Annotated in this window: 24 protein-coding genes; 15 read left to right on the top strand and 9 right to left on the bottom strand. The window is 69.6% G+C overall.

Annotated elements, in window-relative coordinates; all coding sequences use genetic code 11:
* Window positions 1-8: 8 nt before the first annotated feature.
* Window positions 9-1,673 carry a hypothetical protein gene (locus J2X41_RS16030; protein ID WP_310083024.1) on the top strand — a complete coding sequence of 555 codons (1,665 nt, stop codon included), beginning with the start codon at window positions 9-11 and terminating at the stop codon, window positions 1,671-1,673.
* Between the two features lie 7 nt (window positions 1,674-1,680).
* On the opposite strand, the gene J2X41_RS16025 is transcribed toward J2X41_RS16030, so the two are convergent.
* On the bottom strand, window positions 1,681-2,226 hold the full coding sequence (locus J2X41_RS16025; protein WP_310083023.1) for an SRPBCC family protein: 546 nt from the start codon (window positions 2,224-2,226) through the stop codon (window positions 1,681-1,683).
* Between the two features lie 187 nt (window positions 2,227-2,413).
* Window positions 2,414-3,265, bottom strand: coding sequence for an aspartate/glutamate racemase family protein (locus J2X41_RS16020; protein WP_310083021.1), 852 nt, complete (start codon window positions 3,263-3,265; stop codon window positions 2,414-2,416).
* A 230-nt stretch (window positions 3,266-3,495) separates the two neighbouring features.
* On the opposite strand from J2X41_RS16020, the gene J2X41_RS16015 reads away from it, so the two are divergent.
* The 4 genes from J2X41_RS16015 (at window position 3,496) to J2X41_RS16000 (ending at window position 6,967) form a co-directional block, all read left to right on the top strand.
* On the top strand, window positions 3,496-5,631 hold the full coding sequence (locus J2X41_RS16015; protein WP_310083020.1) for a M3 family metallopeptidase: 2,136 nt from the start codon (window positions 3,496-3,498) through the stop codon (window positions 5,629-5,631).
* A 147-nt stretch (window positions 5,632-5,778) separates the two neighbouring features.
* Window positions 5,779-6,354: a PadR family transcriptional regulator gene (locus J2X41_RS16010; RefSeq protein ID WP_310083019.1), complete on the top strand. Its 576-nt coding sequence runs from the start codon at window positions 5,779-5,781 to the stop codon at window positions 6,352-6,354.
* Between the two features lie 5 nt (window positions 6,355-6,359).
* Window positions 6,360-6,698 (top strand): DUF2218 domain-containing protein, encoded by a 339-nt coding sequence (locus J2X41_RS16005; RefSeq protein ID WP_028039403.1) that lies wholly within the window; start codon window positions 6,360-6,362, stop codon window positions 6,696-6,698.
* Window positions 6,699-6,820: 122 nt separating this feature from the next.
* The gene (locus J2X41_RS16000) at window positions 6,821-6,967 is read left to right on the top strand and encodes a hypothetical protein (protein ID WP_310083018.1); all 147 of its coding nucleotides are present in this window, start codon (window positions 6,821-6,823) and stop codon (window positions 6,965-6,967) included.
* 10 nt (window positions 6,968-6,977) lie between these two features.
* Here J2X41_RS16000 and J2X41_RS15995 read toward each other — a convergent pair whose 3' ends face one another.
* Both J2X41_RS15995 and J2X41_RS15990 read right to left on the bottom strand, forming a co-directional pair.
* The gene (locus J2X41_RS15995; protein WP_310083017.1) at window positions 6,978-8,060 is read right to left on the bottom strand and encodes a GNAT family N-acetyltransferase; all 1,083 of its coding nucleotides are present in this window, start codon (window positions 8,058-8,060) and stop codon (window positions 6,978-6,980) included.
* A gap of 119 nt (window positions 8,061-8,179) precedes the next feature.
* On the bottom strand, window positions 8,180-10,321 hold the full coding sequence (locus J2X41_RS15990) for a prolyl oligopeptidase family protein (protein WP_310083016.1): 2,142 nt from the start codon (window positions 10,319-10,321) through the stop codon (window positions 8,180-8,182).
* Window positions 10,322-10,540: 219 nt separating this feature from the next.
* On the opposite strand from J2X41_RS15990, the gene dapF reads away from it, so the two are divergent.
* The 6 genes from dapF to J2X41_RS15960 are packed head-to-tail and all read left to right on the top strand — an operon-like array spanning window position 10,541 to window position 16,026.
* Window positions 10,541-11,395, top strand: a complete 855-nt coding sequence (gene dapF, locus J2X41_RS15985) for a diaminopimelate epimerase (protein ID WP_310083015.1) — start codon at window positions 10,541-10,543, stop codon at window positions 11,393-11,395.
* A complete protein-coding gene (locus J2X41_RS15980) occupies window positions 11,308-12,222 on the top strand; it encodes an SDR family NAD(P)-dependent oxidoreductase (RefSeq protein ID WP_310083014.1) in 915 nt (304 codons plus the stop codon). Before dapF ends, J2X41_RS15980 begins: the two co-directional genes overlap by 88 nt.
* Window positions 12,219-13,166, top strand: a complete 948-nt coding sequence (gene lepB, locus J2X41_RS15975) for a signal peptidase I (RefSeq protein WP_310083013.1) — start codon at window positions 12,219-12,221, stop codon at window positions 13,164-13,166. The genes J2X41_RS15980 and lepB overlap by 4 nt, the downstream gene beginning before the upstream one ends.
* On the top strand, window positions 13,163-14,494 hold the full coding sequence (gene mtaB / locus J2X41_RS15970) for a tRNA (N(6)-L-threonylcarbamoyladenosine(37)-C(2))-methylthiotransferase MtaB (RefSeq protein WP_310083012.1): 1,332 nt from the start codon (window positions 13,163-13,165) through the stop codon (window positions 14,492-14,494). Before lepB ends, mtaB begins: the two co-directional genes overlap by 4 nt.
* 2 nt (window positions 14,495-14,496) lie before the next feature.
* On the top strand, window positions 14,497-15,576 hold the full coding sequence (locus J2X41_RS15965) for an endonuclease/exonuclease/phosphatase family protein (protein WP_310083011.1): 1,080 nt from the start codon (window positions 14,497-14,499) through the stop codon (window positions 15,574-15,576).
* A 9-nt stretch (window positions 15,577-15,585) separates the two neighbouring features.
* Window positions 15,586-16,026, top strand: coding sequence for a GFA family protein (locus tag J2X41_RS15960; protein WP_310083010.1), 441 nt, complete (start codon window positions 15,586-15,588; stop codon window positions 16,024-16,026).
* A 6-nt stretch (window positions 16,027-16,032) separates the two neighbouring features.
* Here J2X41_RS15960 and J2X41_RS15955 read toward each other — a convergent pair whose 3' ends face one another.
* Entirely contained in the window at window positions 16,033-16,425 is a 393-nt protein-coding gene (locus tag J2X41_RS15955) for a nuclease (RefSeq protein ID WP_310083009.1), read from the bottom strand.
* Between the two features lie 114 nt (window positions 16,426-16,539).
* The gene (locus J2X41_RS15950) at window positions 16,540-17,169 is read right to left on the bottom strand and encodes a trimeric intracellular cation channel family protein (protein ID WP_310083008.1); all 630 of its coding nucleotides are present in this window, start codon (window positions 17,167-17,169) and stop codon (window positions 16,540-16,542) included.
* Window positions 17,170-17,284: 115 nt separating this feature from the next.
* Here J2X41_RS15950 and ftsY point away from each other — a divergent pair, with 115 nt between their 5' ends.
* The 4 genes from ftsY (at window position 17,285) to J2X41_RS15930 (ending at window position 20,437) form a co-directional block, all read left to right on the top strand.
* Window positions 17,285-18,226 carry a signal recognition particle-docking protein FtsY gene (gene ftsY / locus J2X41_RS15945; protein WP_310032495.1) on the top strand — a complete coding sequence of 314 codons (942 nt, stop codon included), beginning with the start codon at window positions 17,285-17,287 and terminating at the stop codon, window positions 18,224-18,226.
* Between the two features lie 3 nt (window positions 18,227-18,229).
* Entirely contained in the window at window positions 18,230-18,868 is a 639-nt protein-coding gene (locus J2X41_RS15940) for a septation protein IspZ (protein ID WP_310083007.1), read from the top strand.
* 108 nt (window positions 18,869-18,976) lie between these two features.
* On the top strand, window positions 18,977-19,549 hold the full coding sequence (locus tag J2X41_RS15935) for a MarR family winged helix-turn-helix transcriptional regulator (RefSeq protein WP_310083005.1): 573 nt from the start codon (window positions 18,977-18,979) through the stop codon (window positions 19,547-19,549).
* Between the two features lie 777 nt (window positions 19,550-20,326).
* Window positions 20,327-20,437, top strand: a complete 111-nt coding sequence (locus tag J2X41_RS15930; protein ID WP_018061233.1) for a hypothetical protein — start codon at window positions 20,327-20,329, stop codon at window positions 20,435-20,437.
* Window positions 20,438-20,473: 36 nt separating this feature from the next.
* Here the strand turns inward: J2X41_RS15930 and J2X41_RS15925 are convergent, their stop codons facing one another.
* The 3 genes from J2X41_RS15925 to addA form a co-directional block, all read right to left on the bottom strand.
* On the bottom strand, window positions 20,474-21,937 hold the full coding sequence (locus tag J2X41_RS15925) for an FAD-dependent monooxygenase (RefSeq protein WP_310083004.1): 1,464 nt from the start codon (window positions 21,935-21,937) through the stop codon (window positions 20,474-20,476).
* A gap of 214 nt (window positions 21,938-22,151) precedes the next feature.
* The gene (gene trxA, locus J2X41_RS15920) at window positions 22,152-22,487 is read right to left on the bottom strand and encodes a thioredoxin (protein ID WP_018061274.1); all 336 of its coding nucleotides are present in this window, start codon (window positions 22,485-22,487) and stop codon (window positions 22,152-22,154) included.
* Between the two features lie 117 nt (window positions 22,488-22,604).
* Complete coding sequence (addA, locus tag J2X41_RS15915; RefSeq protein WP_310083002.1) at window positions 22,605-26,072, bottom strand: double-strand break repair helicase AddA; 3,468 nt, start codon at window positions 26,070-26,072, stop codon at window positions 22,605-22,607.
* Between the last annotated feature and the right edge of the window lie 7 nt (window positions 26,073-26,079).

Below are 26,079 nucleotides of genomic sequence, written 5' to 3'. Positions count from 1 at the left end.
AGGGCGCGATGAAGATCTCGAAACCGGGACGGACGTTCGGCTGGCGGGCGCTGACCGCGGCGCTGGTGTGCCTGGCCGGCGGCGGCGCACTGTTCGCCGCCCAGGCGATCAAGGCCGCCGCGCCGGTCAAGCCGGCCTATCTGGCCGCCTTCCCCAACTTCGCGCCCAGGCTGACGCCGCAGATGCCGGGCGATGTCGATATCGCGTTGAAGACCCAGCTGGAGAAGGCCCAGAAGTTCTCCGAGGTGCAGCGCGAGTTCGACCTCTATTCCTGGCAGATGTTCCTGGCCCTGAACTGGCCCACCAACAGCCAGGGCCAGGCCGCGTCCAAGCTGACCGACACCCGCTTCGGCCAGCCGCACTGGACGCTGTGGCACAATTCCAGCGCGATCTTCCAGACCGACGGCGCGCGGCCCGCCGCCTGCGGCGTGACGCCCAAGGCCCGGACCCTGGTCCTGTTCCGCGGCGACCTGGCCAAGCCGGTCAGCAAGGGGCTGGCGCCGTTCTCGGTCCAGGCCACGGCCAACGCCGATCCGCGCTCGACCCGTTTCCTGGGGGTGCTGTCGGCGGTGGGCGAACTGAACGCGGCCAATCTCGGCGACGACATCGACCAGGCCTTCTCGGGCCCGATGCTCGATCAGAACGGCGAGTTCGTCTATTACGAGATCATGATCGACCCCAACGAGGTCGGCTATCTCTGCGACAGCAGCCTCTACAACATCAACGGCCAGGTCGCCTTCACCAAGGCCGGCGGCAAGGTCGCCATGCCGATCGGCACGCCCGACCAGGACTGGAGCGGGTCGTTCGAGCTGAAGTTCGCCTGGCGGATCCTTAAGCCCGGCAAGGACGACTTCAGCCGCTTCCACACCAGCCCGGCGGTGGTCATGGACCCGGGGCCGGACGGCAAGCCGCTGGAGCGCAAGGTGACGGTCGGCTTGGTCGGCATGCACATCGGCCACAAGACCAAGACCTCGCCGCAGTGGATCTGGTCCACCTTCGAGCAGGTCGACAACCTGGATGTCGATGCGGTCGCTCATCCCAAGCTGAACCCGTCGTTCGTCGACCCCAACTGCCCGATGTGCGCCGTCAACCAGCTGCCGCAAAAGGTCAAGGGCGTCTATCCGCGCATCCCGACCCAGGCCTGGCGCGGCGTTCCGATCCCCGGCGACAAGGTCGCGCTGAACCGCCAGGCCCAGGCGGCGCTGAAGGCCCAGGGCTCGGTCTGGCAGTACTACCAGCTGATCGACACCCAGTGGCCGACCGACCCGACGGCGCCGCCCGCGCCGTGGAACGGCGGCCTGCCAGGCGCCATCGGCAACAAGCCGGGCGGCGCCCCCACGCCGGTGTTCCTGACCAACATCACCATGGAAACCTATTTCCAGAAGGGCAACCAGGTGGCCTGCAACGGCGAGGAGCTGCCCGGCGGCCAGGACTGTCCGGCCTCAGGCCCCGCCCAGCCGCCGGTCTGGAACTCGGCGCTCAACGGCCTGGGCAAGCCGGTGACGCCGGGGATCAACACCCTGACCTTCCAGACCGAAAGCTGCATGGGCTGCCACTCGTCGGCGGGGGTGTGGACGGCCTATGACCCCAAGAGCGGCAAGGGCAAGAAGTCGGGCCAGCTGACGGCCGACTTCTCCTGGCTGCTCAGCCAGAAGGCCAGTTACGAGAAGTAGGCGGCGGCTACGGGGCCTTGCCCGTCTCGACATAGACCTTCAGCCGGTCGAACTGCTCGCCCAGCACCTGGTCGACGACCGGCGCGATCTTGTCCAGCCCGCCGCTCATGTAGCCGCCGACCTCGTAGGTCTGGGTCAGGATGGTCCTGCCGTCCTTCTCCGCCAGAGTCCAGGCGAGGTGTCCGGTCGCGCCGGACATCTGCAGCGGCCCCAGGGCGCCGAACAGCCGCAGGCCTTGGCCGGGCTGGGCGTAGACCACGGTCATGTGCATCACCGAGCCGCCGTTCGGCAGCTTCTCGCAGAAGCAGCCGCCCGCCATCGGGGCCAGGGACAGGTTGGCCGCCGAGCCGGACCAGGTGTGGTCCTTGTTCCACCACTGCGACGGCTGGGAGAGCGCCGCATAGACCTTGTCGGCCGGGGCGTTCAGCACCGCGGTGCGCTTGATCTGGAAGCCGTTGGGCTGGGCGTCGACGACTTCGGCCCTTGCTTCGGGCGCGACGGCGGTCGCGGCGGTCAGGACCAGCGCGAAGGCGGTGATCAGCAGGTGTTTCATGGGTGATCCCTCCCGTTTGGAGGAAGGGTGGTCTTTCTAGGGTCAGCGTCAAGCCAGCGCTTGCCCCCACCTGACCGCTGCGCGGTCTGTCCGCCCCCATAGGGGGCGGAGCCGCATTCCTAGGCTCTTCCCCCTATGGGGGAAGACGGCCGAAGGCCCGTAGGGGGTCAGCGTTCGCCGCCTGGACCTAAGCCGCCTCGAACCGCAGCGGGCCGCCCCAGAAGCTCTCCACCAGGCCGTTCTGCGGGCCGGGCGCGCCGGTGGTCAGGAACTGGCGCGAACCGCCGGTCCCGGGGTCGAGCTCCGGATGGCGTTGCAAGTACAGCTCCAGGGCGTCGGCGGTCGCGGCCGGCTGGTGGATGACCGGCGTGCCGGCCGGCAGGGCGGCGCGGAAGATGTCGGCGATGATCTCGTAATGGGTGCAACCCAGCACGGCCCGGTCCGGATAACGGCCGATGCGGGTCTTCAGCGCCTGCACATAGCCCTCGACCGCCTTGGCCAGGTCCACGGCGCCGGCGTCGGCCTCGATCATCGGCACCAGATCCGGGCAGGCTTGCGAGAACACCGCGATGTCCTGCTTGCGCTTGTCGATCTCGATCTCGTAGACGCGCGAATTGGTGGTGCCCTGGGTGGAGAAAACGCCCAGCACGTCCAGCTGCTCGACCTTGTCGCCGCGCCGTTCCGCCTCGTGCTCCCACGGCAGGCCGGTGGCCGCCTCGATGGTCGGCACGATGATGCCCAGCACGTTGATCGGTCGACCGAGCTGCTTGCGATAGCCGGGCAACCAGGTCTGCTGCAGGCGACGCAGGGCGATGGCCGAGGCGGTGTTGCAGGCCAGGACCACCAGGCTGGCCCCGGCGTCGAACAGGCGCTCGCAGCCCGCCCTGGTCAGGGCGACGACCTCCTCGCCGGGCCGGCCGCCATAGGGGGCGTTGGCCTGGTCGGCGAGATAGACGAAGTCCGCCTGGGGCAGACGGTTCACGAGGGCGCGGTGGACCGTGAGGCCGCCCACGCCGGAGTCGAAGACGCCGATGGACATGGACTGGGCTTACCGCGCTCTTGCCGAACCGTCCACGCGCCGCCCTTGAGATTTTCGCGCAGGCTACGTGCAGGGGCGGCGTTTCGCGCACGAACGCGCCTCTCCCAAGCCAGCCCTCACGGGAATTCTGTCGCAAATTTCACGATTGGCGGGACGAATTCCGCATGAAAGCGCTTACGTCCCGGCCACGCGGCGCTCTAGGGTCCAGGTTCGTTCCCTTGGAGACCGCCGTGAAGCGCCGTTCCTTCCTCGCCGCCGCCAGCGCGGCCGCCCTGACGCCCATGATCACCAAAGCCGCCACGCCCGCCGCCCCTCCGTCCAATCCCCTGTTGGCCCCATGGACGGGTCCGCACGGCGGCCTGCCGCCCCTGGACAAGGTCAAGCCCGAGCTGTTCGCCTCGGCCTTCGAGGCGGCTATGGCGCAGCAGCGGCAGGAGATCTTCGCCCTGACCGCCAAGCGCATGGCGCCGACTTTCGAGGGGGTCATGGCCGCCTTCCAGGATTCGGGGCGGACCCTGAACCGGGTCAGCGCCCTGTTCGGGGTGTTCACCTCGACCATGAACGACGCGGCCATGCAGAAGGTCGAGGCCGAGACCACGCCGAAGCTGGCGGCCTTCAGCGACGAGATCATCCAGAACGAGCGCCTGTTTTCCCGCGTCAAGGCCGTCTACGACGCCCGCGAGACTTCGAACCTGACCCCCGAGCAGAAGCGCCTGTCTTGGGTGGTCTACAACAGCTTCGCCCGCCAGGGCGCGGCGCTGGACGCTGCCAAGAAGGCGCGCCTGGGCCAGATCAACCAGGCCCTGGCCAGCCTCTACACCAGGTTCAGCCAAAACGAGCTGGCCGACGAGGAAGGCTACACCCTGGAGCTGGCCGAGGGCGACCTGGCCGGCCTGCCGGACTCGGTGAAGGCCGGGGCGGCCGCCGCCGCCGCGGAGAAGGGCCTGGCGGGCAAGTGGCTGATCACCAACACCCGCTCGTCGATGGAGCCCTTCCTCGTCTATTCCGACCGCCGCGACCTGCGCGAGAAGGGCTGGCGGCTGTGGGTGTCGCGCGGCGACAACAACGACGCGCACGACAACAAGGCGGTGATCACCGACATCCTCAAGCTGCGGGCCGAGAAGGCCCAACTGCTGGGCTTCGAAACCTACGCCCACTGGATCACCGACGACCAGATGGCCAAGACCCCCCAGGCGGCCATGGACCTGATGATGCAGGTCTGGAAGCCCGCCGTGGCCCGCGTCCACGAGGAGGTGGCCGACATGCAGAAGGTCGCCGACGCGGAAGGCGCGACCTTCAAGATCGCGCCCTGGGACTATCGCCACTACGCCGAGAAGGTGCGCAAGGCGCGCTATGACCTCGACCAGAACGTGGTCAAGCCTTACCTGCAGCTGGAGAAGCTGCGCGAGGCCATCCATTGGGCGGCTGGCGAGCTGTACGGCTTCACCTTCACCCAGATCACCGACGTGCCCGTCTGCCATCCGGACGTCCGCGTCTGGGAGGTGACCAAGGGCGCCCGGCGCGTGGGACTATGGTACTTCGACCCCTACGCCCGGGCCGGCAAGCAGTCGGGCGCCTGGATGAGCGAGTACCGCACCCAGGAGAAGTTCCGGGGCGTGATCACGCCGATCGTCTCCAACAACTGCAACTTCGTGAAGGGCAAGCCCGGCGAGCCGGTGCTGATCTCGTGGGACGACGCCACGACCATGTTCCACGAGTTCGGCCACGCCCTGCACGGCCTGAACTCCGACGTGACCTATCCCGCCCTGGCCGGAACCAACGTGGCCCGCGACTTCGTCGAGTTCCCCAGCCAGCTGAACGAGCACTGGCTGCCGACCAAGCCGGTCCTCAGCCGGTTCGCCGTGCACTACCAGACCGGCCAGCCGATTCCCGACGAACTGGTGGCCAAGATCGAGAAGGCCAAGACCTTCAACCAGGGCTTCTCGACGGTCGAATACCTGGCCTCGGCGATCTACGACATGAAGATCCACCTGGCGGCTAAAGGCCAGGCCATCGACCCGGCCGCGTTCGAACAGGCGACCATGGCCGAGATCGGCATGCCGCCCGAGATCGTCATGCGCCACCGGCCCACCCAGTTCGGGCACATCTTCTCCGGCGAGGGTTATTCGGCCGGCTATTACGACTACATCTGGGCCGACACCCTGACCGCCGACGCCGCCGAGGCCTTCGAGCAGGCGCCGGGGGGCTTCTACGACAAGGCCGTGGCCAAGCGCCTGCACGACGACATCATGAGCGTGGGCAACACCATCGACGCGGGCGAGGCCTTCCGCCGCTTCCGCGGTCGCGACGTGAAGATCGGGGCCCTGATGCGCAATCGCGGCTTCCCGGTCCCGCCGGGGACGTAGGGCGACAGAACGATCGGGGACAGGCGCATGCCGCCTGTCCCCAGACGCGCCACGATCCATTTCAGATATATCTGAAAGCGCTCTTGACGTTCGAGCCATCCGATATATCTGTAAGTTCGATATAACGAAACAGGATCTAAATCGCACATGTTTGGACGTCATCCCCACCACCCCGGCCGCCACGGCGGTCATCACGGTGCGCCCTTCGGCCGCCATCCGTTCGGCTTCCATGGCCACGAAGGTCATCATCGTCGCGGCGGCCGCATGGGCCGGTTCTTTGATCACGGCGACCTGCGCCTGGTCGTGCTGAAGCTGATCGCCGAAAAGCCCAGCCACGGCTACGAACTGATCAAGGCCGTCGAGACCGCCGCCGGCGGCGCCTATACCCCCAGCCCGGGCGTGATCTATCCGACCCTGACCCTGCTGGAGGAACTGGGCTACGTCACCGCGGCCGACGCCGGCGGCGGCAAGAAGCTCTACACGATCACCGACGAGGGCCGGGCCTTTCTCGAGGCCAACAGCCAGCCGGTCCACGGTCTGTTCGCCCGCATGGCCGAGGCCGCCGCCCAGAGCGCCGCCTTCTCGCCGCAGATCATGCGGGCCCGCGAGAACCTCAAGACCGCCCTGCGCCTGAAGCTGACCTCCGGCTCGCTGACCCCCGAGCAGGTCGCCGCGATCGCCAAGATCATGGACGACGCGGCCGCCGCCATCGAAGGAGTCTGACCCTCATGCAGAGCCATGCCCGACTGAACACCGACCGCGGCGCGCGCTACATGATCCAGCTGGCCAAGCACTGGGCTCATCGGTTCGAGGCGACGTACGACGACGTCTCGGCCCTGATCCCGCTGCCGCTGGGGACCTGCAGCATGCTGGCCGACCCTGAAGGCCTGGACGTCACGATCGAAGCCGTCGACCTGGAGGCCCTGGCCCGGCTGGAGGATGTCGTCGCCGAGCACCTGCTGCGCTTCGCCTTCCGCGAACCGGTCAAGCGCCTGGGCTGGACCCGCGCCTGGGAGGCGGGCTGCATCGACCCGCCCGCCTTGCGGATAAACCGCGTCTCGCCCTAGCTTCGAACGCCAGGTGTCCGAGATCACGTCTGGGACAGGCGATCAAGCTTGACTTGTGCATGTCCTGGAACGAGGGTTCCTCTGACTCCAGCTCTGGTAGAGAGCCTTTTCGGGAGGAAGCCATGGGTCATGTGATCCGCGGCGCGCCCAACCAGGCGCGCCAGGGCGGCCGTTCGAACCGCCTAGGCTGGCTTCTGCTGGTTTCCATCGCCAGCCTCGCCCTCTGGTGCGGCGTGATCGCCCTGATCGTTCGCGCTCTAAATTCTTGAATCCAGAGCCTTAACGCAGGCCGCGCAGCACGTCGATCCTGCGCATCGCCTTGCCCGGCAAGGCCGACACGGGCCCCAGCGGCAGGGCCTCGGCCATGCCGCGCAGGCCATAGATCGCCGTGCGGGCCAGTGTCGAGACCGACGGCGCGCCCAGGAAACCGAACATCACGGCCTGCTGGTGGTTCGACAGCTCGCGCTTGAAGCGATAGTCGCCGGCCCCGAGGTCCAGGCGCTTGTAGGGGCCGCCATCCAGGCTCCTGAGGATGTCCTGGAACAGCAGCAGGCCGGGGGAATAGCGCTCGAACTTCGGATCGTGGGCGATCATCCAGCCATGGATCGTGCCGCCGCCCCGCAGGTGGAAATGCACGGCCGCCAGCTCGTCGCCCAGGTGCAGGGTATAGAGGCCGCCGCCGAACGCCGGGTCACGGGTCTCCAGCAGGTCATCCATCAGCCGCATGACCCAGCCGGTGCGGAACAGGTCGGTCTGGCCGGTGGCCGCCAGCTGGGCCCGCTTCCAGGCGATCAACTGTTCGAAATCGGCGCGGGAGTCCGACAAGGCCGTGAACCGGGTCGGGCCCACCTCGCGCTCGACCTTGCGGCGCTTCTTGTCGATGTCCTTCAGCGCGCCGACTCCGGCCGCCTTGCGCTCGGCCTCGTAGGCGGCGTAGCCGTCGGCGACCTCGATCACCCAGGAAACGCACTGGCCCCGGGCGTGGCCCTGGAAGGCCGGGTCCTGGGCCTGCATGTGGCAGAAATCATAGCGCGAGACGCCCAGGGCCTGCAGCATGGCCCGCGGGTCGGCCCGGAACCCGCCGCGGGTCACCAGGGCCTGGTAGTCGCTCATCGGCGCGCCGACCGGCATGGCGGTCGAGCCGCGCTTGCGCACCGCCAGGAAGGCGGCCGGATCGCCGGCCTTGTCGTGCTGGACGACGACCTTGGTGCTGTTGGCGGGGCCGCGCGCCCGCGCCACGGCCTGGGCCCACAGCGGCGACAGGAACGGGCTGTCGAAGCGCGCCTCGCCGGCCTGGGCGGTCGACCAGGCGGAGCGGACCTCCTCGGGCAGTTCCAGGGCGGGGAAGACGTCGATCTTCAAGGCAACCTCGATCCGGCTCGGGCCGAACGTGCGGCCGGATATTCGACGCCACCTTGACGCGGATAGATTGAACGAGGGTTTACGTCTCGAAGATCGACGTTCTTCGAAGCGCGAGCGCCTCAGTCCATCAGCTTCCTCGACAGATAGACATATTCCAGCGCCTGTCGGCGGGCGGTCTCGGCCAGGTTGGCGCTGGCCGCGTGGCCGCCGTCGATGTTCTCGTAATAGAGCACCGGATAGCCCAAGTCCTCCAAGCGCGCGGCGGCCTTGCGGGCGTGGGCGGGGTGGACGCGGTCGTCCTTGGTCGAGGTCTCGATGAACACCTCGGGATATTTCCGGCCGGCCTTGAGGTTGGAATAGGGGTCGTACTTGGCGATCACCGCCCGCTCGGAGGGGACGGCCGGGTCGCCATATTCGCCCACCCACGAGGCCCCGGCCCCGATCTGGCTGTAGCGGATCATGTCGAACAGCGGCACCTGCACGACGATGGCGTTGTAGAGCTCGGGCCGCTGGGTCAGGGCCACGCCCATCAGCAGGCCGCCGTTGCTGCCGCCCATGATGCCCAGCCGGCGCGGCGAGGTGATCTTGCGATCGATCAGGTCTTGGGACACCGCGAAGAAGTCGTCATAGGCCTTCTGGCGGTTGGCCTTCAGGGCCGCGTCGTGCCAGGCGGGACCGAACTCGCCGCCGCCGCGGATGTTGGCGACCACATAGGTCCCGCCGCGCTCCAGCCACAGCTTGCCCATAACCCCCGAATAGGCCGGGGTCATCGACACCTGGAAGCCGCCATAGGCGTAGAGCAGGGTCGGGGCCGTGCCGTCGTACTTCACGCCCCTGGGGCGCACGACGAAGTAGGGGATCTTCACGCCGTCGCTGGAGGTCGCCTCGAACTGCTCGACCACATGGGTCGAGGCGTCGAAGCGGGCCGGCGAGGCCTTGACCTGCTCCAGCTTCAGCGAAGCCGCGTCGGCCAGCCAGTAGGTCGAGGGCGTCAGATAGCCGGTGACGCTGACGAACAGGCGGTCGTCCTTCTGCGAAGTCGAGCCCAGGCCGATCGTCGAATTGGCCGGCAGGGCCAGTTTCTGGTGCGCCCAGCCCTGCGGACCGTGGGCGTAGACCAGGGCCGCGCCGGTGACGTTGTCCAGCAGGCCGACCACCAGCCGGTCGCGGGTGGTGGTGACGCCTTCCACCGACTGCTTGGCGGTCGGGCGCAGGACCAGGGTCGCGGCGGCCTTGGCCGGGTCGGCCTTGAACGCTGCGAGGTCGAAACTGATCAGGTCGCCGGTCTTGAAACCGCGCTCGGACCAGTCCTGCTCCAACGACACGACCATCTGGCCGGCCACATAGGCCTGGATCGAGTGCTTCAGCGGCAGGGGCAGCTTGACCGGGCCGGCGTCGGTCAGCAGGTAGGTCTCGGCCTCGAAGAAGCTGACCCCGCGATTGGCCAGGACGGCGACGACCTTTCCATCGGCGTCGGTCAGGGTGTAGGCCGAGGCCGAGACGTCGTCCGGCGTGCCGCGGAACACCTCCTTGGCGTCCGCCAGGGCCTGGCCGCGCTTCAGCGCCTTGACCACATAGGGATAGCTGGACTTGGTCACCTGGCCCGGCTCCCATTCGCGGGCGACCAGCAGGGTGTCCTTGTCCAGCCAGGCGACGTTCTGCTTGCCCTCCGGCAGGGTGAAGCCGCCGGGCACGAACGCCTTTGTCGTGGTGTCGAACTCGCGGATCGTCACCGCGTCCTTGCCGCCGTTCGACAGGGTCAGCAGGCAGCGGGTCTCTTCGGGCGGCAGGCAGCTGGCGCCCTTGAACACCCAGTTGGCGCTCTCGGCCTTGGACAGGGCGTCGATGTCGAGGATCGTCTCCCACTGGGGCTCGGCCGTGCGGTAGCTGTCCAGCGTGGTCTTGCGCCACAGGCCGCGCACGTGGTCGGCGTCCTGCCAGAAGTTGCGCAGGGATCCGTCGCCGGCGAACGACACGCTCGGCACCCGGTCCTTGGCGTTGAGGATCGCCAGGGCCTGGGCCTGGAGACCGGCGTAGCGGGCGTCGCCCTGCAGGATCGCCAGGCTGCGCGTGTTCTGCGCCTTGGCCCAGGCCAGCGGCCGCTCGCCCTCGATCTCCTCCATCCATTTGTAGGGATCGTCCTTGCCCAGGTCGGCCAGCGGCGTGCGGGCTTCGGTATCGGCGGGTGGAGCGGGGTCGGCGGCTTGGGCGGCGGTCATGAGGCTCGTGGAGGCGAGGAGGGCGAAAAGCAGGCTACGCATCTAGGGATCCGGCGGCTGTCGTGACAGGTGGCCCGCTGCGGGCAAGCGGGGCCTTTGAGCCGACGGTATCGTAAAAGAAGGCTCGCGCCAGATGGCTTGAGCCTCGCGACCGTCCTGATCACGCCCTCAACCCCTTCCGCACCGGAAAACCAAGCTCAAATCGCCGCAGTTGGGCCCAGCCTCTGACTCGGCCGAGGTTTTCCACTATATAGCCCCACCATGAGCCGCACCTTTCTCAAGATGAACGGCCTCGGCAACGACTTCGTCGTGATCGAGACTCTGACCCAGCCCTTCAATCCGACGGCTGAGGACATCCGCGCCATCGCCAAACGGGGTGAGGGCGGGATCGGCTGCGACCAGGTGATCGCCATCGACCCGCCCAGGGCCGAGGGCGCCAGCGCCTACGTGCGCTTCTGGAATTCGGACGGCGAAGAGATCGGTGCTTGCGGCAACGGCACGCGCTGCGTGGCCTGGCTGCTGATGCAGTCGGGCAAGAAGGACGCGGTGGCCTTCGACACAGTGGCCGGACGGCTGTCGGGCGTGATGGCCGGCGACAAGCTGGTCACCGTCGACATGGGCCAGCCGGGCCTGGCCTGGGACCAGATCCCTCTGGCCGAAGAGATGGATACGGGCGGGATTGAGCTGCAGGTCGGCCCGATCGACGCGCCGCTGGTCCACACGCCGGGCTGTGTCTCGATGGGCAATCCGCATGTGGTGTTCTTCGTCGACGCCCCGGTCGATGACGCGTTCGCCACCGGCACGGGAAGTTTGGTCGAGCACCACCCGCTGTTCCCGGAAGGCGTCAATGTCGGCTTCGCCCACGTCGCCGCTCGCGACCATATCCAGCTGAAGGTCTGGGAGCGCGGCGCGGGCCTGACGACGGCCTGCGGCACCGGCGCCTGCGCGGCCCAGGTGGCCGCCGTGCGGCGCGGCCTGACCGATCGCACGGCCAAGGTCGAGTTCGAAAGCGGCGCCTTGACCGTTGAATGGCGCGAGGCCGATGGCCACGTGATCATGACCGGTCCGGTGACCATGGAGTTCGTCGGCAAGCTGCCGGAGCGCGCGGCCGCATGACCGTCCACCCCGCCATCGGACCCGGCAAGACGGCGGTGATCACCGGCGCGGCCGACGGCATCGGCCTGGCCGTCGCCCGGGCCTTCGCCGACCTGGGCATGAACGTGGTCATGGCCGACATTATGGGCCGGGCCCTGAAGAAGGCCGCCGACGCGATCGGCGACAAGGCCCTGGCCGTGCCGACCGATGTCGCCGACCGCGCCGCCGTCCAGGCCCTGCGCGACGCCGCGGTCGAGCGGTTCGGCGCCGTCGACGTGCTGATGAACAACGCTGGGGTCGGCGGCGGGGGCGACGCCTTCTCGGGCGAGGACCCGTGGAAGCGGGTGCTGGACGTCAACCTGTGGGGCGTGATCAACGGCGTCCAATTGATCGGCGAGGAGATGGCGGCCAGCGGCCGTCCCGGCCTGATCATCAACACCGGCTCCAAGCAAGGGATCACCCAGCCGCCGGGCAATACCGCCTACAACGTCAGCAAGTCGGCGGTGAAGGCCCTGACCGAAGGGCTGGCCCATACCTTGCGCGAGATCGTCGACTGCCAGGTCGACGCCCGGCTGCTGATCCCCGGCTTCGTCCATACCGGCATGACCCGGCGCGGGACCGACAAGCCGGCGGGAGCGTGGACGCCCGAGCAGACCGTGCAGTTCATGCTCGACAGCATCGCCCGCGGCGACTTCTACATCCTGTGCCCCGACAACGACGTGCCGCGGTCGCTGGACGAGAAGCGCATGGCCTGGGCCATGGGCGACGTCATCGAAAACCGCCCGGCCCTGTCGCGCTGGCATCCCGACTGGAAGGACGCCTTCGCGGCGTTCGTGGATCAGCCGTGACCGAGGCCGTTCTCTCGTCTCCCCAAGTCGGCGAAGTCTCGACCAAGCGGCCGTCGCGGCGTGGCGTGGTCGGGGCTTTGGTCCTCAACCTGCTGCTCCCGCCGGTGGGCTACGTGTTCGTTGGCCGTGTGCGTCTGGCGCTGGGATTCCTGGCGCTGCTGATCGTCGCGACCTTGGCGGTGCTCGGTTGGACGTTCCACGCGCCGCCGGGCGTCTATCGCTGGGCGGACGATGCGTCCAATGTCGGTCCGATCTGGATCCTGAACGTGGCGGCGGCGCTGCACGCCGGTTGGATCGCCTGGCGGGCCCGGGCGACCGGTGTGGCTGTCAAGCGGCCAAACTTCCTGGTCCACCTGCTGTTCGCCGTGACGCCGCTGCTGGTGGGGCTGGGGCTGCGGCTATTCTTTCCGCTGTCCGCCTACACGATCCCCTCCGCGGCGATGATCCCGACCCTGACCCAGGGCGACATCTTGGGCGTGTATGGGGCGCGGGGGCTGTGCGGTTCGATCAAGCCAGTCGTGGGCGACGTGATCATCCATCGCGCCGGCAAGGTGCGTTACGTCAAGCGGATTGTAGCCCGGGCCGGTCAGATCGTGACCCTGCGCGCCGGCGTGCTGAGCATAGATGGTCGCGTCGTGACCCGCCGTGCCGAAGGGCGCAGCCTGCCGATCGCCGATGGCGGCTATTCGCCCAACGGTCAGGTCTATCGCGAGACCCTCCCAGGTGGGCGCAGCTACGAGACCCTCGACCTGGTCTCGGACGGCGAGTTCGACGATTTCGGACCGTTCACGGTCCCCGCTGGCGCCTGGTTCGTTCTGGGCGACAATCGCGACAACAGCCTCGATTCCCGCGCCCAGGGGCCGGTCGAACAGAAGGATGTCTGCGGCGTCGTGACCAAAATCCTGAAGTCGGCGGACGCCGCTCATGTGGGGGTGAGGCCGTGACGACCTACACCCTCATCTCGCGTCCTCCGAAGCCCGCACCCGCCGTCGGCGAAGAGGGCGGCCCGGCGTCGACGATGTTGGGGCCGGACGGCGTCGACGTCGTCACCTTCGGTTGCCGGCTGAACGCCTACGAGTCCGAGGCCATCCGGGCCCGCGCCAGCGCCGACGGCCTGGCCGACGCGGTGGTGTTCAACACCTGCGCGGTGACCAACGAGGCCGTGCGCCAGGCGCGACAGGCGATCCGCAAGGCGCGGCGCGAGCGGCCCGACGCCCGGCTGATCGTCACCGGCTGCGCCGCCCAGATCGACCCGGCCGCCTTCGCCGCCATGCCGGAAGTGGACCTGGTGCTGGGCAACGCCGAGAAGGCCGCGCCGGGCGCCCTGCTCGACACCTCCACCCGCGTGCGGGTCAATGACATCATGTCGATCAAGGAGACCGCCGGCCACCTGATCGCCGGCCTGAAGGATCGCGCCCGGGCCTATGTCGAGGTCCAGAACGGCTGCGACCACCGCTGCACCTTCTGCATCATCCCCTACGGCCGCGGCAATTCGCGCTCGGCCCCGGCCGGCGAGGTCGTCGAGCAGGTCCGCCGTCTGTCGGCCGAGGGCTATCGCGAGGTGGTGCTGACCGGCGTCGACGTCACCTCCTGGGGCGCCGACCTGCCCGGCCAGCCGACCCTGGGCCAACTGGTCGCCCGGATCCTCAAGCTGGTCCCCGACCTGCCGCGCCTGCGCCTGTCGTCGATCGACGCGGCCGAGATCGACCCGGACCTGTTCAAGCTGCTGGAGACCGAGCCGCGGCTGATGCCCTACCTGCACCTGTCGCTGCAGGCCGGCGACAACCTGGTGCTCAAGCGCATGAAGCGCCGCCACAGCCGCGAGGACGCCCTGAAACTGGTGTCCGAGGTTCGCCGCGTGCGTCCCGACACCGCCTTCGGCGCCGACCTGATCGCCGGCTTCCCCACCGAGAGCGACGAGGCGTTCGAGAACACCCTGAAGCTGGTCGAGGAGGCGGGCCTGGCCTTCCTGCACGTCTTCCCCTACAGCGCTCGCCCCGGTACGCCCGCGGCGCGGATGCCGCCCGTCAAGGGTCCGGTGATCAAGGACCGCGCCCGCCGGCTGCGTGAAGCCGGCCAGGCCGGGCTCGAACAGCACTTGCAGCGCCAGCTGGGCCGGACGCTGTCGGGCCTGGTCGAGCGCGAGGGCGTGGCCCGGGCCGAGGACTTCACCGAAATCGCCTTCGAAGGCCCCGCGCCCCAGGGAGAGATCGCCGCCTTCCGGGTGGTCGGGCACGATGGGACACGCGTGATCGCGGAGCTCACCGCCTGAGCATGCTCGACCGCCTCGTCCTGACCGCCCTTCTTGTCGCGACCCTGTCGTTCGGCGGTTCGGCGCGCGCCCAGGAGACCGCGCCACTTCCGGAGCCGAAGACCGAGGACACCCCGCCCGCCGCCTTTCATCCGGTCGGCCCGATGCAGCCGGTCGAACTCAGCGTCATGACCTATAATGTCGAGGGCCTGCCCTGGCCGGTGCGGTTCGGCAGGGGGTCGAAGTTGAAGGCCATCGGCCGCCAGCTGGCCGACCTGCGCGAGAAGGGGCTGCAGCCCGACGTCGTCCTGTTGCAGGAAGGCTTTCGCGACGAGGTCCGCGACCTGATCCAGCTCAGCGGCTACGCCCATGTCGCCCGCGGCCCCCGCAAGCGGCAGCGCGACGCCAACCCGTTCAGCAAGGACGACCGCCCGCGCTACAAGCGGGTGAAGTACCGCCGCAAGGGCGAGGGCTGGGGCAAGTGGGGCTCCAGCGGCCTGTGGGTGCTGAGCGATCATCCGATCAACTGGGTCAAGTCGCACGCCTATCGCTACTGCGCGGGCCTGGACTGCCTGGCCAACAAGGGCGTGATGCTGGTCAGCCTGGACGTGCCGGGCCTTCCAACGCCGGTCGAGATCGCCGACACCCACCTCAATTCCAAGGGCGCCTCGGGCGTGCCGCGCAACCGCAACCGCATGGCCCACCACCTGCAGACCGAGGAGCTGGGCCACTTCATGGAGAGCGACCGGACGCCCGGCGCGCCGCTGATCGTCGGCGGCGACTTCAACGTCATGCACGCCCCGGACCGCTACGACTATGTGATGCAACGCTACCCGTTCGAGGTGGTCAGCCAGGTGTGCTTCAAGACCCCCGACAGCTGCGACGCCAAGATCTCGGCCGACGGCGACGCCCCCTGGCTGGACACCCAGGACCTGATCGGCTTCAAGCCGGGGGACAAGGTGGCGATCCGGCCGGTCCAGGTCGAGGCCCGGTTCGACGGCTCGGCGACGGGCGGGCCGGTGCTGTCCGACCATGACGCCTATGAGGTCACCTTCCGCCTGACGCCGATCCCGACCCTGTCGGTCCCGCCGCACCAGCCCTGAGGTCTTGCCATGTCCGACCTTCCTCTGACCGGCGGCTGCCAGTGCGGCGCCGTGCGCTTCCGGGTCGAGGGCGAGCCCGGCCGCGCCTCGATTTGCCATTGCCGCATGTGCCAGAAGGCCTTCGCCGGGCCGTTCGGAGCCCTGGTCACCGTCAAGGTCGCCGACCTGGCCTGGACGCGGGGGGCGCCGTCGCGGTTCCAGAGCTCGGACACGGTCCGCCGCGGCTTCTGCGCCGCCTGCGGCACGCCCCTGACCTTCGAATGGAGCGCCGATCAGATCGACCTGGCGGTGTTCGCCTTCGACGACCCCTCGCGGGTAGAGCCGGCGGTGCAGCTGGCCGTCGAGGGGCGTCCGGCCTGGATGGACCACCTGGCCGACATGCCGGTGCGGCCGCCGCTGGGGCCGTCGGGACCGGTGGTCAGCCGGCAGCACCCCGATCATGACACCTGATCCGGTCTAGTTGCCGCCCTCGACCGCCCCGTTCCGGCGCAGCAGGTCGCCGACCCCCGCGCCGTTCAGCTGGCAACGGGCCACCACCCGGTCATAGGACTGCCGTCCGGCCCGGCAGACCAGGTATTGGCCGTAGGTCAGGGCCTTGAGCATGGCCTTCGCCCGCGCCCCGCCGGCGTCGTGCAGTTCGGGGGCCGAGAAGTCGCCGAGCCGCACCTCGACCCAGGTCTGGGGATCGGAGCTTCGGCTGACGCAGAGGCTGTCGCCGTCGCCGATGTAGCGGACAACGCCGCTGAAGGTGGTCGAGGGGCCGGGCAACGGCGCGACGCAGGGGTCGGCCAGGGCGCTGACGGGCAGGGCGAGCAGAAGGCTCGCCAGCAGAATCGGGCGGAACGGCATCATGATCTCCCAGGCTGTGCCGGGAAAACCGTATCATCGCCTTAACCGCTTGAATTTTCTCAAGAATTACTACTATATCGAGACTAATGCCGCTGAACTAACGCGGCGCGCGCGTCAGGGGCGGGCGTCCTCGCCGCCCGCGAAGCCCGGCAGGCTCCAGCCCAGCTTCAGGGCGCAGGCCCGCAGGCCGAAGGCGGCGGCGAAGCCGGCGATCCCGGCGGGCCAGAAGCCGATGTGCAGCAGGGTCAGGCCGGCGAAAACCGCCGCGCCCAGCAGGGCGGCGGTGATGTAGATCTCGCGGCGCAGCAGCAGGTTGGGCTCCCCGGCCAGCACGTCGCGGATCACCCCGCCGAACGCGGTGGTCAGCACGCCCATCATCACCGCCGTGAACGGATGGACGTTCAGGCTGAGCGCCTTGGCCGTGCCGACCACGGCGTAGGCGGCCATGCCCAGGGCGTCCAGCCACAGCAGCGCCCGGAACCGCCAGCCGCGCTTGCCCAGCAGCCAGACCGCGACCGCCGCCGCCAGGCAGACCATGACGTAGCCGGGCCTCTGGACCCAGAACACCGGCGCGCCGATCAGCAGGTCCCGCAGCGTGCCGCCGCCCACCCCGGTGATGGCCGCGAAGAAGCCGAAGGTGATGATGTCGTGCTTGCGGCGGGCGGCCGCCAGCGCCCCGGTCGCCCCGAACACGGCGACGGCGGCGTAATCCAGCCAGAAGAGCGTGGTCGAAAGCGCGTCCATTAGCGTTTCATGCCACGGCCGATGGAGCCTGTCCCTGGCTCCATCCCTATTTATTGGCGCGTGGCGGACGCTGAAACCGCTCACACTTTCAGCCGCCACGCTCTAAAGGAACGCCATGAGCGAAAAGCCCGAGCAGAAAAAAGGCTGGTTCCAGCGCCTGACCTCCGGCCTGGCCCGGTCGTCGCAGCAGATGACCGAGCAGGTCACCGGCGCCTTCACCAAGAAGCCGCTGGACCAGGAGCAGCTGGACCAGCTGGAGGAGATGCTGATCGAGGCCGACCTGGGCCCGCAGATCGCCGCCCGCATCACCGACGCCTTCGGCAAGGCCCGGTTCGGCAAGTCGTCGACCGAGACCGAGGTCAAGGAAGCCCTGGCCGAGCTGGTCGCCGCCGAGCTGGCCGACCGCGAGGGCGTGTTCGACCCGCTGTCGGGGCCCAAGCCCTATGTGGTGCTGTTCATCGGGGTCAACGGCTCGGGCAAGACCACGACCCTGGGCAAGATCGCCTCGGACCTGGCGGGCAAGAACGCCAAGGTGCTGATCGCCGCCGGCGACACCTTCCGCGCCGCCGCCGTCGAGCAGCTGAAGGTCTGGGCCGACCGGGCGGGGGCCGATTTCATGTCCCGGCCGCCCGGCGCCGACGCGGCCGCCCTGGCCTACGAGGCCGTCGAGCGCGCCAAGCTGGAAGGCCACGACGTCGTCCTGATCGACACCGCCGGCCGGCTGCAGAACAAGCAGGGCCTGATGGACGAGCTGCTCAAGGTCATCCGCGTGCTCAAGAAGGTCGACCCCGACGCGCCGCACGAGACCCTGCTGGTGCTGGACGCCACGGTCGGCCGCAACGCCCTGGCCCAGGAGAAGATCTTCGGCAACCAGGTGGGCGTGTCCGGCATCGTGATGACCAAGCTGGACGGCACCGCGCGGGGCGGGGTGCTGGTGCCGGTGGCCCGGGCCTCCGACAGCCCGATCAAGCTGATCGGCGTCGGCGAGGGGGTCGACGACCTGCAGCCGTTCGACGCCCGCGCCTTCTCCCGTTCGCTGGTGGGCCTGGAGGACTAGACCATGACCGACACGCCGCCGCCCGCCTCGCCTGTCGAAGATCCGAAGCCGAAGCCGAAGGGCGCCGCCTGGGTGCGCACGGCCATCGACTATGGCGCGCCGGTCGCCTTCGGGGTCGCCTTCTTCGCCACCGGCCGCAACTTCCAGACCGCGACCTGGGTGCTGGTCGCCGCCTCGGCCCTGGCCCTGATCCTGGGCTATGTGGTCGAGCGCCGGGTCGCTCTGCTGCCGCTGTTCTCCGGCGTCATGGCCCTGATCTTCGGGGCCCTGGGCCTGGTGTTCCACAGCGACGTGTTCGTGAAGGTCAAGGTCACGGTGGTCAACGCCGCCCTGGCCCTGTTCATGATCGGCGGCGTGGTCGCCGGCCGCGCGCCGCTGAAGGCCCTGATGGGCGAGGCCGTGCACCTGCCCGACGCGGCCTGGCGCACCCTGACCCTGCGCTACGGCGGCTATTTCGCCTTCGCCGCCGTCGCCAACGAGCTGGTCCGCCTGACCCAGACCACCGACATGTGGGTGAAGTTCCGCATCGGCCTGTTGCCCCTGGCCCTGCTGTTCTCGCTGAGCCAGGTGCCGTTCATGATGAAGCACATCGCCAAGGGCGACGAGGCCAAGACCCCCGAGCCGCCGGACGCCGGTTTCTAGCCCGTCGGCTCCTCGCCGCAACCGGCAGCCCACGGACCATCTGTCGTCAAAACGACGTGTAAGCGTGGTACTGAAAGCTCCGTCGGCGGAAAAGAGGGACGACGGACCATGGCCAAGACCAAGGGCGACACCAAGGGCGGCGAACACGGCGGGGCCCTGGCCCGCTCGCCCAGCCACCTGCTGCACCGCGTCCTGCAGCTGGCCCTCGACATCTATGCCGAGGAAAGCGGGTCGGGCGGCATCACCCAGCGCCAGTACGCCGTCCTGGCCGCCGTGGCCGAGAACGAGGGCGTCACCCAGACGGGCCTGGTCCGCGCCACCGGCATCGACCGCTCCACCCTGGCCGACATGGTCGCCCGGATGATCACCAAGGGCCACCTGGAGCGCCAGCGCTCCGACCAGGACGCCCGCGCCAACACCGTCAGCCTGACCCCGGCCGGCGCCGCCGTGCTCGAGGACAGCCGCCCCAAGGTGGCGATGGCCGACGCCCGCATCCTGGCGCTGCTCAAGCCCAGCAAGCGCGAGGGCTTCCTGGAGCTGCTGGCCGACATGGCCGTCTCCGACGTCCACGCCGAGCCCGAGGCCAAGGGCAAGAAACCCAAGGCCGCCAAGGCCGAGAAAGCGCACGGCAAGAAAGACAAGAAGCCCAAGAAGGAAAAGGCGGCCAAGAAGGCGGCCTGAGACCCCCTCAGTCGCTTCGCGACAGCTCCCCCCAAGGGGGAGCAGCTAACGCCGCCTAAGATCCTCCCCCTCTGGGGGAGGTGGCCCGGAGGGCCGGAGGGGGCATGCGGCGGCGGCCTCAGGCGGAGACCCGCTGAGGGCTGGGGAGGCGGCGGAGCGTCCGGGGCGCGCCCGGTGTAGAGTTTTGGAGAGTACCGTTTCGACACGTCACGGGCGCTCCGCGCGGCGCGTTTTCCAGAAGCCTTCGGGTCGCGGATTTTTAACCCGCTCCGATGGAGGCCCCCGGCGGGCGGAAGGTCGGCAAACCCTCCGGACCGCGCGGGCGATTTCAGCCCGCGCCTGCTGCGTTTCGCCGTTCGGCCCCGAGGGGGTGTTCCCGCCCGTCCGGTCCGGACCGCCCGAGGCCCCATCCGGGACCCCCACGTTCCGCCGACCGACCCGAAGGGCCCTTCGACGCCGGCCGGCGGACGCTTCCCGCTCGACCGCCCCCGCCGCACGTCGAGGTCGCCGGCCGGACGTCCTCCCCCACGACAGGGCGAGGACGAGTATGGGGCCGGCCTGGAGGGGTGAGGATCAAATCGGGTCGAGAATTTTCAAGGCGTTGATTTTCTTAAGCTTTGCTTGCGACGTGCAAAGCATGGGAAGGGGTTCGCCCCGACCGAAAGCTCGAAAGGCCTAGGTGGGGCGGCGGCGAAGCCCTAAGGAACAGCTCACGCCGAAAGGGCGGCTCGGCCCGCTGGATCCCCCCGGCGCGCGAGCGTCCCGGCAGGAGCCGCCATGGCCAAGGGTCAGAAGAAGTCCAACAAGGAAGTCCGCAAACCGAAGGCCGACAAGAAGACGGCGCCGGCCTCGGTGTCGCCGTTCATCGTCACGCCGGGCAAGAAGTAGGACCATTCCTCCGTCTCAAGGCGAGACGACCGTCGGCTAGGCGGGGCCGACCCAGGCGTCGAGCGCCGCCGCCAGGCCGTCCGCGCGCCCGTCGCCGTCCACCCAGGCGACGTGGCCGTCCGGGCGGATGAGCACGGCGAGGGGCGGCGGAACCTCGCCCAGCACCGGCAGCCGCCAGGGGGCGGCGTAGCGCGCCTCCACAAGCCGGAGGCGATCGGCCCAGGGCCCCAGGTTCGGGCGCGCGGCCAGGCCAAGGTCGAGCAGCACGGGGCGGGCCGCGTGCAGAAGCGCGTAGGTCCGGCCCGGCCCGTCCGCGGTCGCCAGGTCGAGGTCGGGCATCCGGCGGCCGAGCAGGGGATGTCCCGCGCCAAGGTCGTAGCGGATGTCCAGGCCCGACATCATGCCGGCCAGCCAGGCGCGCGGCGCGTCCAACTGCAGGAGCTCGGCCATCACCTCGCGCAGGGCGGCCTTGCGGTCGTCGAGGCGGCCCAGCAGCGCCACCTGGGCCATGGTGTTGCGCAGGACGCGGGTGACGACGGGACGTCGCTCGCGCTCGTAGCTGTCGAGCAGGCGCTCGGGGGCGGTCTTCCGGACGACCTGGCCGAGCTTCCAGCCGAGATTGACCGCGTCCTGGACGCCGAGGTTCAGGCCCTGGCCGCCGGCGGGATAGTGGACGTGCGCCGCGTCCCCGGCCAGCAGCACCCGGCCCGCGCGATAGGCGGACGCCTGCCGGGCGGCGTCGTTGAAGCGGGAGATCCAGGCCGGATCGTGGACGCCGTAGTCCGTGCCGTAGACGGCGACCAGGGCCGACTTCAGGTCCTCCAGGCTGGGGTCGCCCGCCTGCCCCGACTGGGACTCGGTGACCAGGACGCCGACGCCGGAGCCGTCCGGCAGGGGGTTCAGCCCGTGCAGCCCCTGTGCGTCGTGGCGCATGCCCCATTCCGGGGTCTGGGCCAGCTTGGCCTCGGCGATGATGTGGCTGATCGTTGGCCCCGAGCCGGGAAAGGCGATGCCGGCGGCCTTGCGCACCAGGCTGCGCCCGCCGTCGCAGCCGACCAGATAGGCGCCGCGCAGGCGCGCGCCGTCGGACAGGACGACCTCCACGCCCGCCTCGTCCTGGTGGACTTGGGCCGCCGCCCGACCGCGCAGCACCGGCGCGCCCAGGTCCTCGACCCAGTCGGCGAGCAGGCGCTCGGTCGGCTGCTGGGCCAGGGCGAGGCCGTAGTTGTGACGGGTCGGGAAGTCGCTGATGTCCAGCGGCATCCAGGCGAAGCCGGCGACCTGGGCCTTGCGGCCCGCCACGAGGAAGCGGTCGACCACGCCCCGCTGGTCGAGGATCTCCAGCGTGCGCGCGTGCAGGCCCCCGGCGCGACGGCCGAACAGATCCTGGTTCGGGCGCTGTTCGATGACCACGGCGTCCACGCCCGCCAGCGCCAGTTCGGCGGCCAGCATCAGGCCCGTCGGGCCGCCGCCGACGATCAGTACGTCGTGCTGGATCATGTCACCCTCCTGCTGCGATGAGGGCTCCACAAGCTGCGCATATTTCGGCGTGCGGCAATTCTTGAACGCGGTTATTTCGCGCCCATCTCCAGAATGGCGGGAGAGGGATGCGAGCTCGCCGCGACGCTTCCGCGACCGTTCGTCGCCTCCAAAACGCAAACCGCCCGCCTCGCGTCGGCGAGGCGGGCGGTCGTGCGCTAAAATCAGCGGAGGCCTACGCCGGCTGGTGCACGCCGGCTTCGTTCAGCCATTCCAGGATCTTGGCCTTGGGCATGGCCCCGACCTTCATCGAGGCCATCTGGCCGCCGCGGAACAGCATCATGGTCGGGATGCCGCGCACGCCGTAGCGCGACGGGGTGGTGGGGCTGTCCTCGATATTGACCTTGGCCACGGTGACGTGGTCGGCCAGTTCCTCGGAGATCTGCTCCAGGGCCGGGGCGATCTGCTTGCACGGGCCGCACCATTCGGCCCAGAAGTCGACCAGGACCGGCTTGTCGGCCTGCAGGACGTCCTTTTCGAAGGACTCGTCGGTCACCGTCACGGTGCTCATCGCTTGGCTCCATCTGCGCCCGGAGGATCGGGGCGCGCTAGAAAACTGTGGTGGCTGGGGATTCGCTTCCCCGTCTTGCAGCAAGATTTAGGGACCCGCGCCCCCCTCGGCAATGATCTAGAACAGCCGGGCCAGGGCGGCGGCCATCACCTTTTCTGGAACCGCCATGAGTTTGGGACCGTCCGTCCAGACGATGGCGGCCTCGATCGGGCGGTCGGGGAACACCTCGGCCAGCACCGCGGCATAGACCGCCATCTGCGACAGATAGGCCGGATCGGCGTGCTCGATGCGATCGGGCGAGGGGCGGTTGGTCTTGTAGTCGACCACCAGCACGCGGTCGGGCGTGACCACCAGGCGGTCGACCCGGCCGGCGATCTTCAGCTCGGCGGGCAGGCCGCGCGCCCCGCCGGCCACCGAGACCTCGGCCCGCGAGCCGGGGCCGAACACCGCAGCGAACCGTTCGTCTTCCAGCACCCCGAAGGCGGCGGCGGCCATTTCGTCGCGCTGGTCGTCGGTCAGGTCGCGCTCGGCGGCCAGCAGCCGGCCGGCGGCCAGTCTGCGGCCCGCGGGTTCGATGTCCGGGAGAAGCTGCAGCAGCCGGTGGATGATCTCGCCGCGCCGGTAGCGACCCAGGCCCGACACCGCCGCCAGGGGCGAGGGGGCGCTGCCGCGGGCCTCGTCCTCCAGGGTCGAGGGGGCGGCGTAACGGGCGGCGGGCGTCTCGGGCGCGGCCGGGGCCAGGGTCCAGGCCGGCGTCGGGATCAGGGCGGGGACGGCGCGCGGCGCCAGGGCCTCGGCCCGCATCGGGTCGGGTCCGAAGCGCTTGCGGCCGTCATCGCTGATTTCGCGGACGCCGGGGGCGATGTCCTCGTGGGCGAAGGCGGCCTGGGCGGCGGCGTACCAGCCGCCGACATTCTCGTCCTTGGTCCGCGCGTCGATCCGGCCGCACAGCACCAGTCGGTCGCGGGCCCGGGTCAGGGCCACGTAGTAGAGGCGCAGGGCCTCCTCGGCGTCCTTTTTCTCACGCAGCTCCCGCGCCCGCGCCGAGGCCTCGCAGTCATTGGCCTTGCTGGCGCACCACAGGAAGCCGCCCGCCTCGGTGCGCATCAGCGGCGAGCCGCGCGCCCCGCCCTTCATCGTGGTCTCCGGCAGGAAGACGATCGGCGCCTCCAGGCCCTTGGCGCCGTGGGCGGTCATCACCCGCACCTCGTGGCGCGCGCCTTCCATCTCGCGCTTGACCACGATGTCCAGGCTGGCGAAGTCGGCGACCAGGGCCTCCAGGTCGCGCACCCCGCGCTGCTCGGCGGCCAGGATCTGGGCCAGGAACTCGTCCAGGGCCTCGGCGGCCTCCTCGCCCAGGCGGGTCAGCACCTTGGCGCGGTTGGAGCGCGTGGTGTCGTCCACCCGGCCCAGCAGCAGGGCGTAGAACTCGAACGGCTGCCGGCGGCGGCTCTCGGCCAGGGCCCAGCGCAGCAGGTCACGGGCGGCGGACCACCTCGGCTGCTCGGCGGCGCGCGCGTTGACGGCTTGCCACAGTGTGCCTGGCCGACCCTTGGCCAGGGCGTAGAGGTCGTCGTCCGACAGGCCGCAGAACGGGCTCTTGAGCAGGGCCGCCAGGGTCAGGTCGTCGTCGGAAAACAGGCAGAACCGGCCAAGCGCCAGCAGGTCGTCAAAGACGATATGGGCCGACAGGCTGAGGCGATCGGCCCCGGCCACCGGCACGCCGCGCCGCTTCAGGGCCCGCAGCACCTCCTCGAACAGCGCCTTGCGCCGGCGCACCAGCACCAGGACGTCGCCGGGGTGGGCCGGCCGCCACTGCCGGGTCTCCTTGTCGAACACCGCGTCGCCGCGGGCGATCAAGGCCTGAATCTCGGCGGCGATCTTCTCAGCCAGGCGGCGATTGGCGCCCTGCTCGCTCTCGGCGTCCAGCGGCGCGTCCCAAGCCTCGCGCTCCTCGCCGGGCAGCTCGCGCTCCAGCGGCCACAGGTCGACGCAGCCCTTGTGGTCGATCCGGAACGGCTGGTGGCGGACCACGTCCTCGCCGGCCGGGGCCGGCACGCCCGAGCGGGTCTCCGGCGCCGAGAACAGGGCGTCGACGAAACTCAGCACCTCCACGGTCGAGCGGTACGACATGGTCAGGGGCACGGTCTTGCCGACCCGGTCGGCGGCGGTGATCTGGGCGATGTAGCCCTGCGTCTCGGCCAGCAGGCGCTGGGGGTCGGCCCCCTGGAACGAATAGATCGACTGCTTCTCGTCGCCGACCACGAACAGGGTGCGGGCGTCCTCGCCCGGGTGCTGGGCCCGCCAGCGGACCGCGCCCGCGCCGGCGAAGAAGTCGGAGGTCAAGGCCCGCAGGATCGCCCACTGCTCGGGCGCGGTGTCCTGGGCCTCGTCCAGCAGGATGTGGTCGATGCCGCCGTCCAGCTTGTAGAGCACCCAGGCCGCGTCGACCTTTTCGGTCAGCAGGATCTTGGTCTTGTCGATCAGGTCGGCGAAGTCCAAGGCCCCGCGGGCGTCCTTCTCGATCTGGTGCGAGGTGACGTAGAGGGCGGCCAGGCGCAGGGCGTCGGCGCTGTCCTCGGCCACCCGCGCGGCGCGCAGCCATTCGCGGGCCTCGGCCAGGCGCTCCTGTTCCAGCAGCAAGCGGCCGCGCAGGTCTTCGCGGGACTTGAGGCCCGAGGTGTTACCAGGCCATTTCGCGGCGTCGCCCGCGCCTTCCTTGGTGAACAGGGCGGACAGGGCCTGGTCGAGATCGGCGTCCGGGTCGTCGGCCACGGCTCGCAGCTGGCCGGCGCACTTGATGTCGGTCTTGGTGCCGTTCAGCAGCACGTCGGCGACCGAACGCCAGAGGTCGCGGTCGAGTTCGGCGATGGCCTCGGCCGTGACGGCCTCGACGCTGCTGGCCCCGTAATGGAAGCCGCAGACCCGCCAGACGTCCTCGACCGCGGCTTGCAGGCCGCCGACCTGGTCCAGATACGCCCCGATCGCCCCGCGCTGGGCCTCGAACGCGGCGAACATCGCCTCGAAGCTGGCGAAGTCCAGGGCCACCGAGAACCGGGCGTAGGCCTGGGCGAAGGCGTCGTCGTGGTCGGTGACATAGGTCGCCACCTGCCGCAGGGCGCCTTGGGCGATGGCGGCGCTGGCGCTGTCGTCCATCACCTGGAAACCCGGCGAGACCCCGGCCTCCAGCGGGAAACGGCGCAGCAGCTTTTCGCAGAAGGCGTGGATGGTCTGGATCTTCAGGCCGCCCGGGGTCTCCAGCGCCTTGGCGAACAGGCCCCGGGCCTTGGACAGCGCGCGGTGGTCGAAGGCGGCCGGGTCGCGGCCCTCCAGGGCGCCCAGCTGCTCGCGCAGCCGGACGTCGGGGGTGACGCACCACTCGCCCAGCCGCTCGAACAGCCGCCGCTGCATCTCGGCGGCGGCGGCCTTGGTGTAGGTGACGCACAGGATCGCCTCCGGCGCGGCTCCGGCCAGCAGCAGGCGCGCGACCCGGTCGATCAGGGTCTTGGTCTTGCCCGACCCGGCGTTGGCGGTGACGAAGGCCGAGATCGCCGGGTCGGCGGCGATGCGCTGGGGGTCGATCATGGAGGTC

Origin of the sequence: Caulobacter sp. BE254, assembly GCF_031457295.1 — a bacterium.
Taxonomy (GTDB): Bacteria; Pseudomonadota; Alphaproteobacteria; order Caulobacterales; family Caulobacteraceae; genus Caulobacter.
The sequence above is the reverse complement of the archived record's forward strand: the minus strand, read 5'-3'. Positions and strand labels throughout refer to the sequence as shown.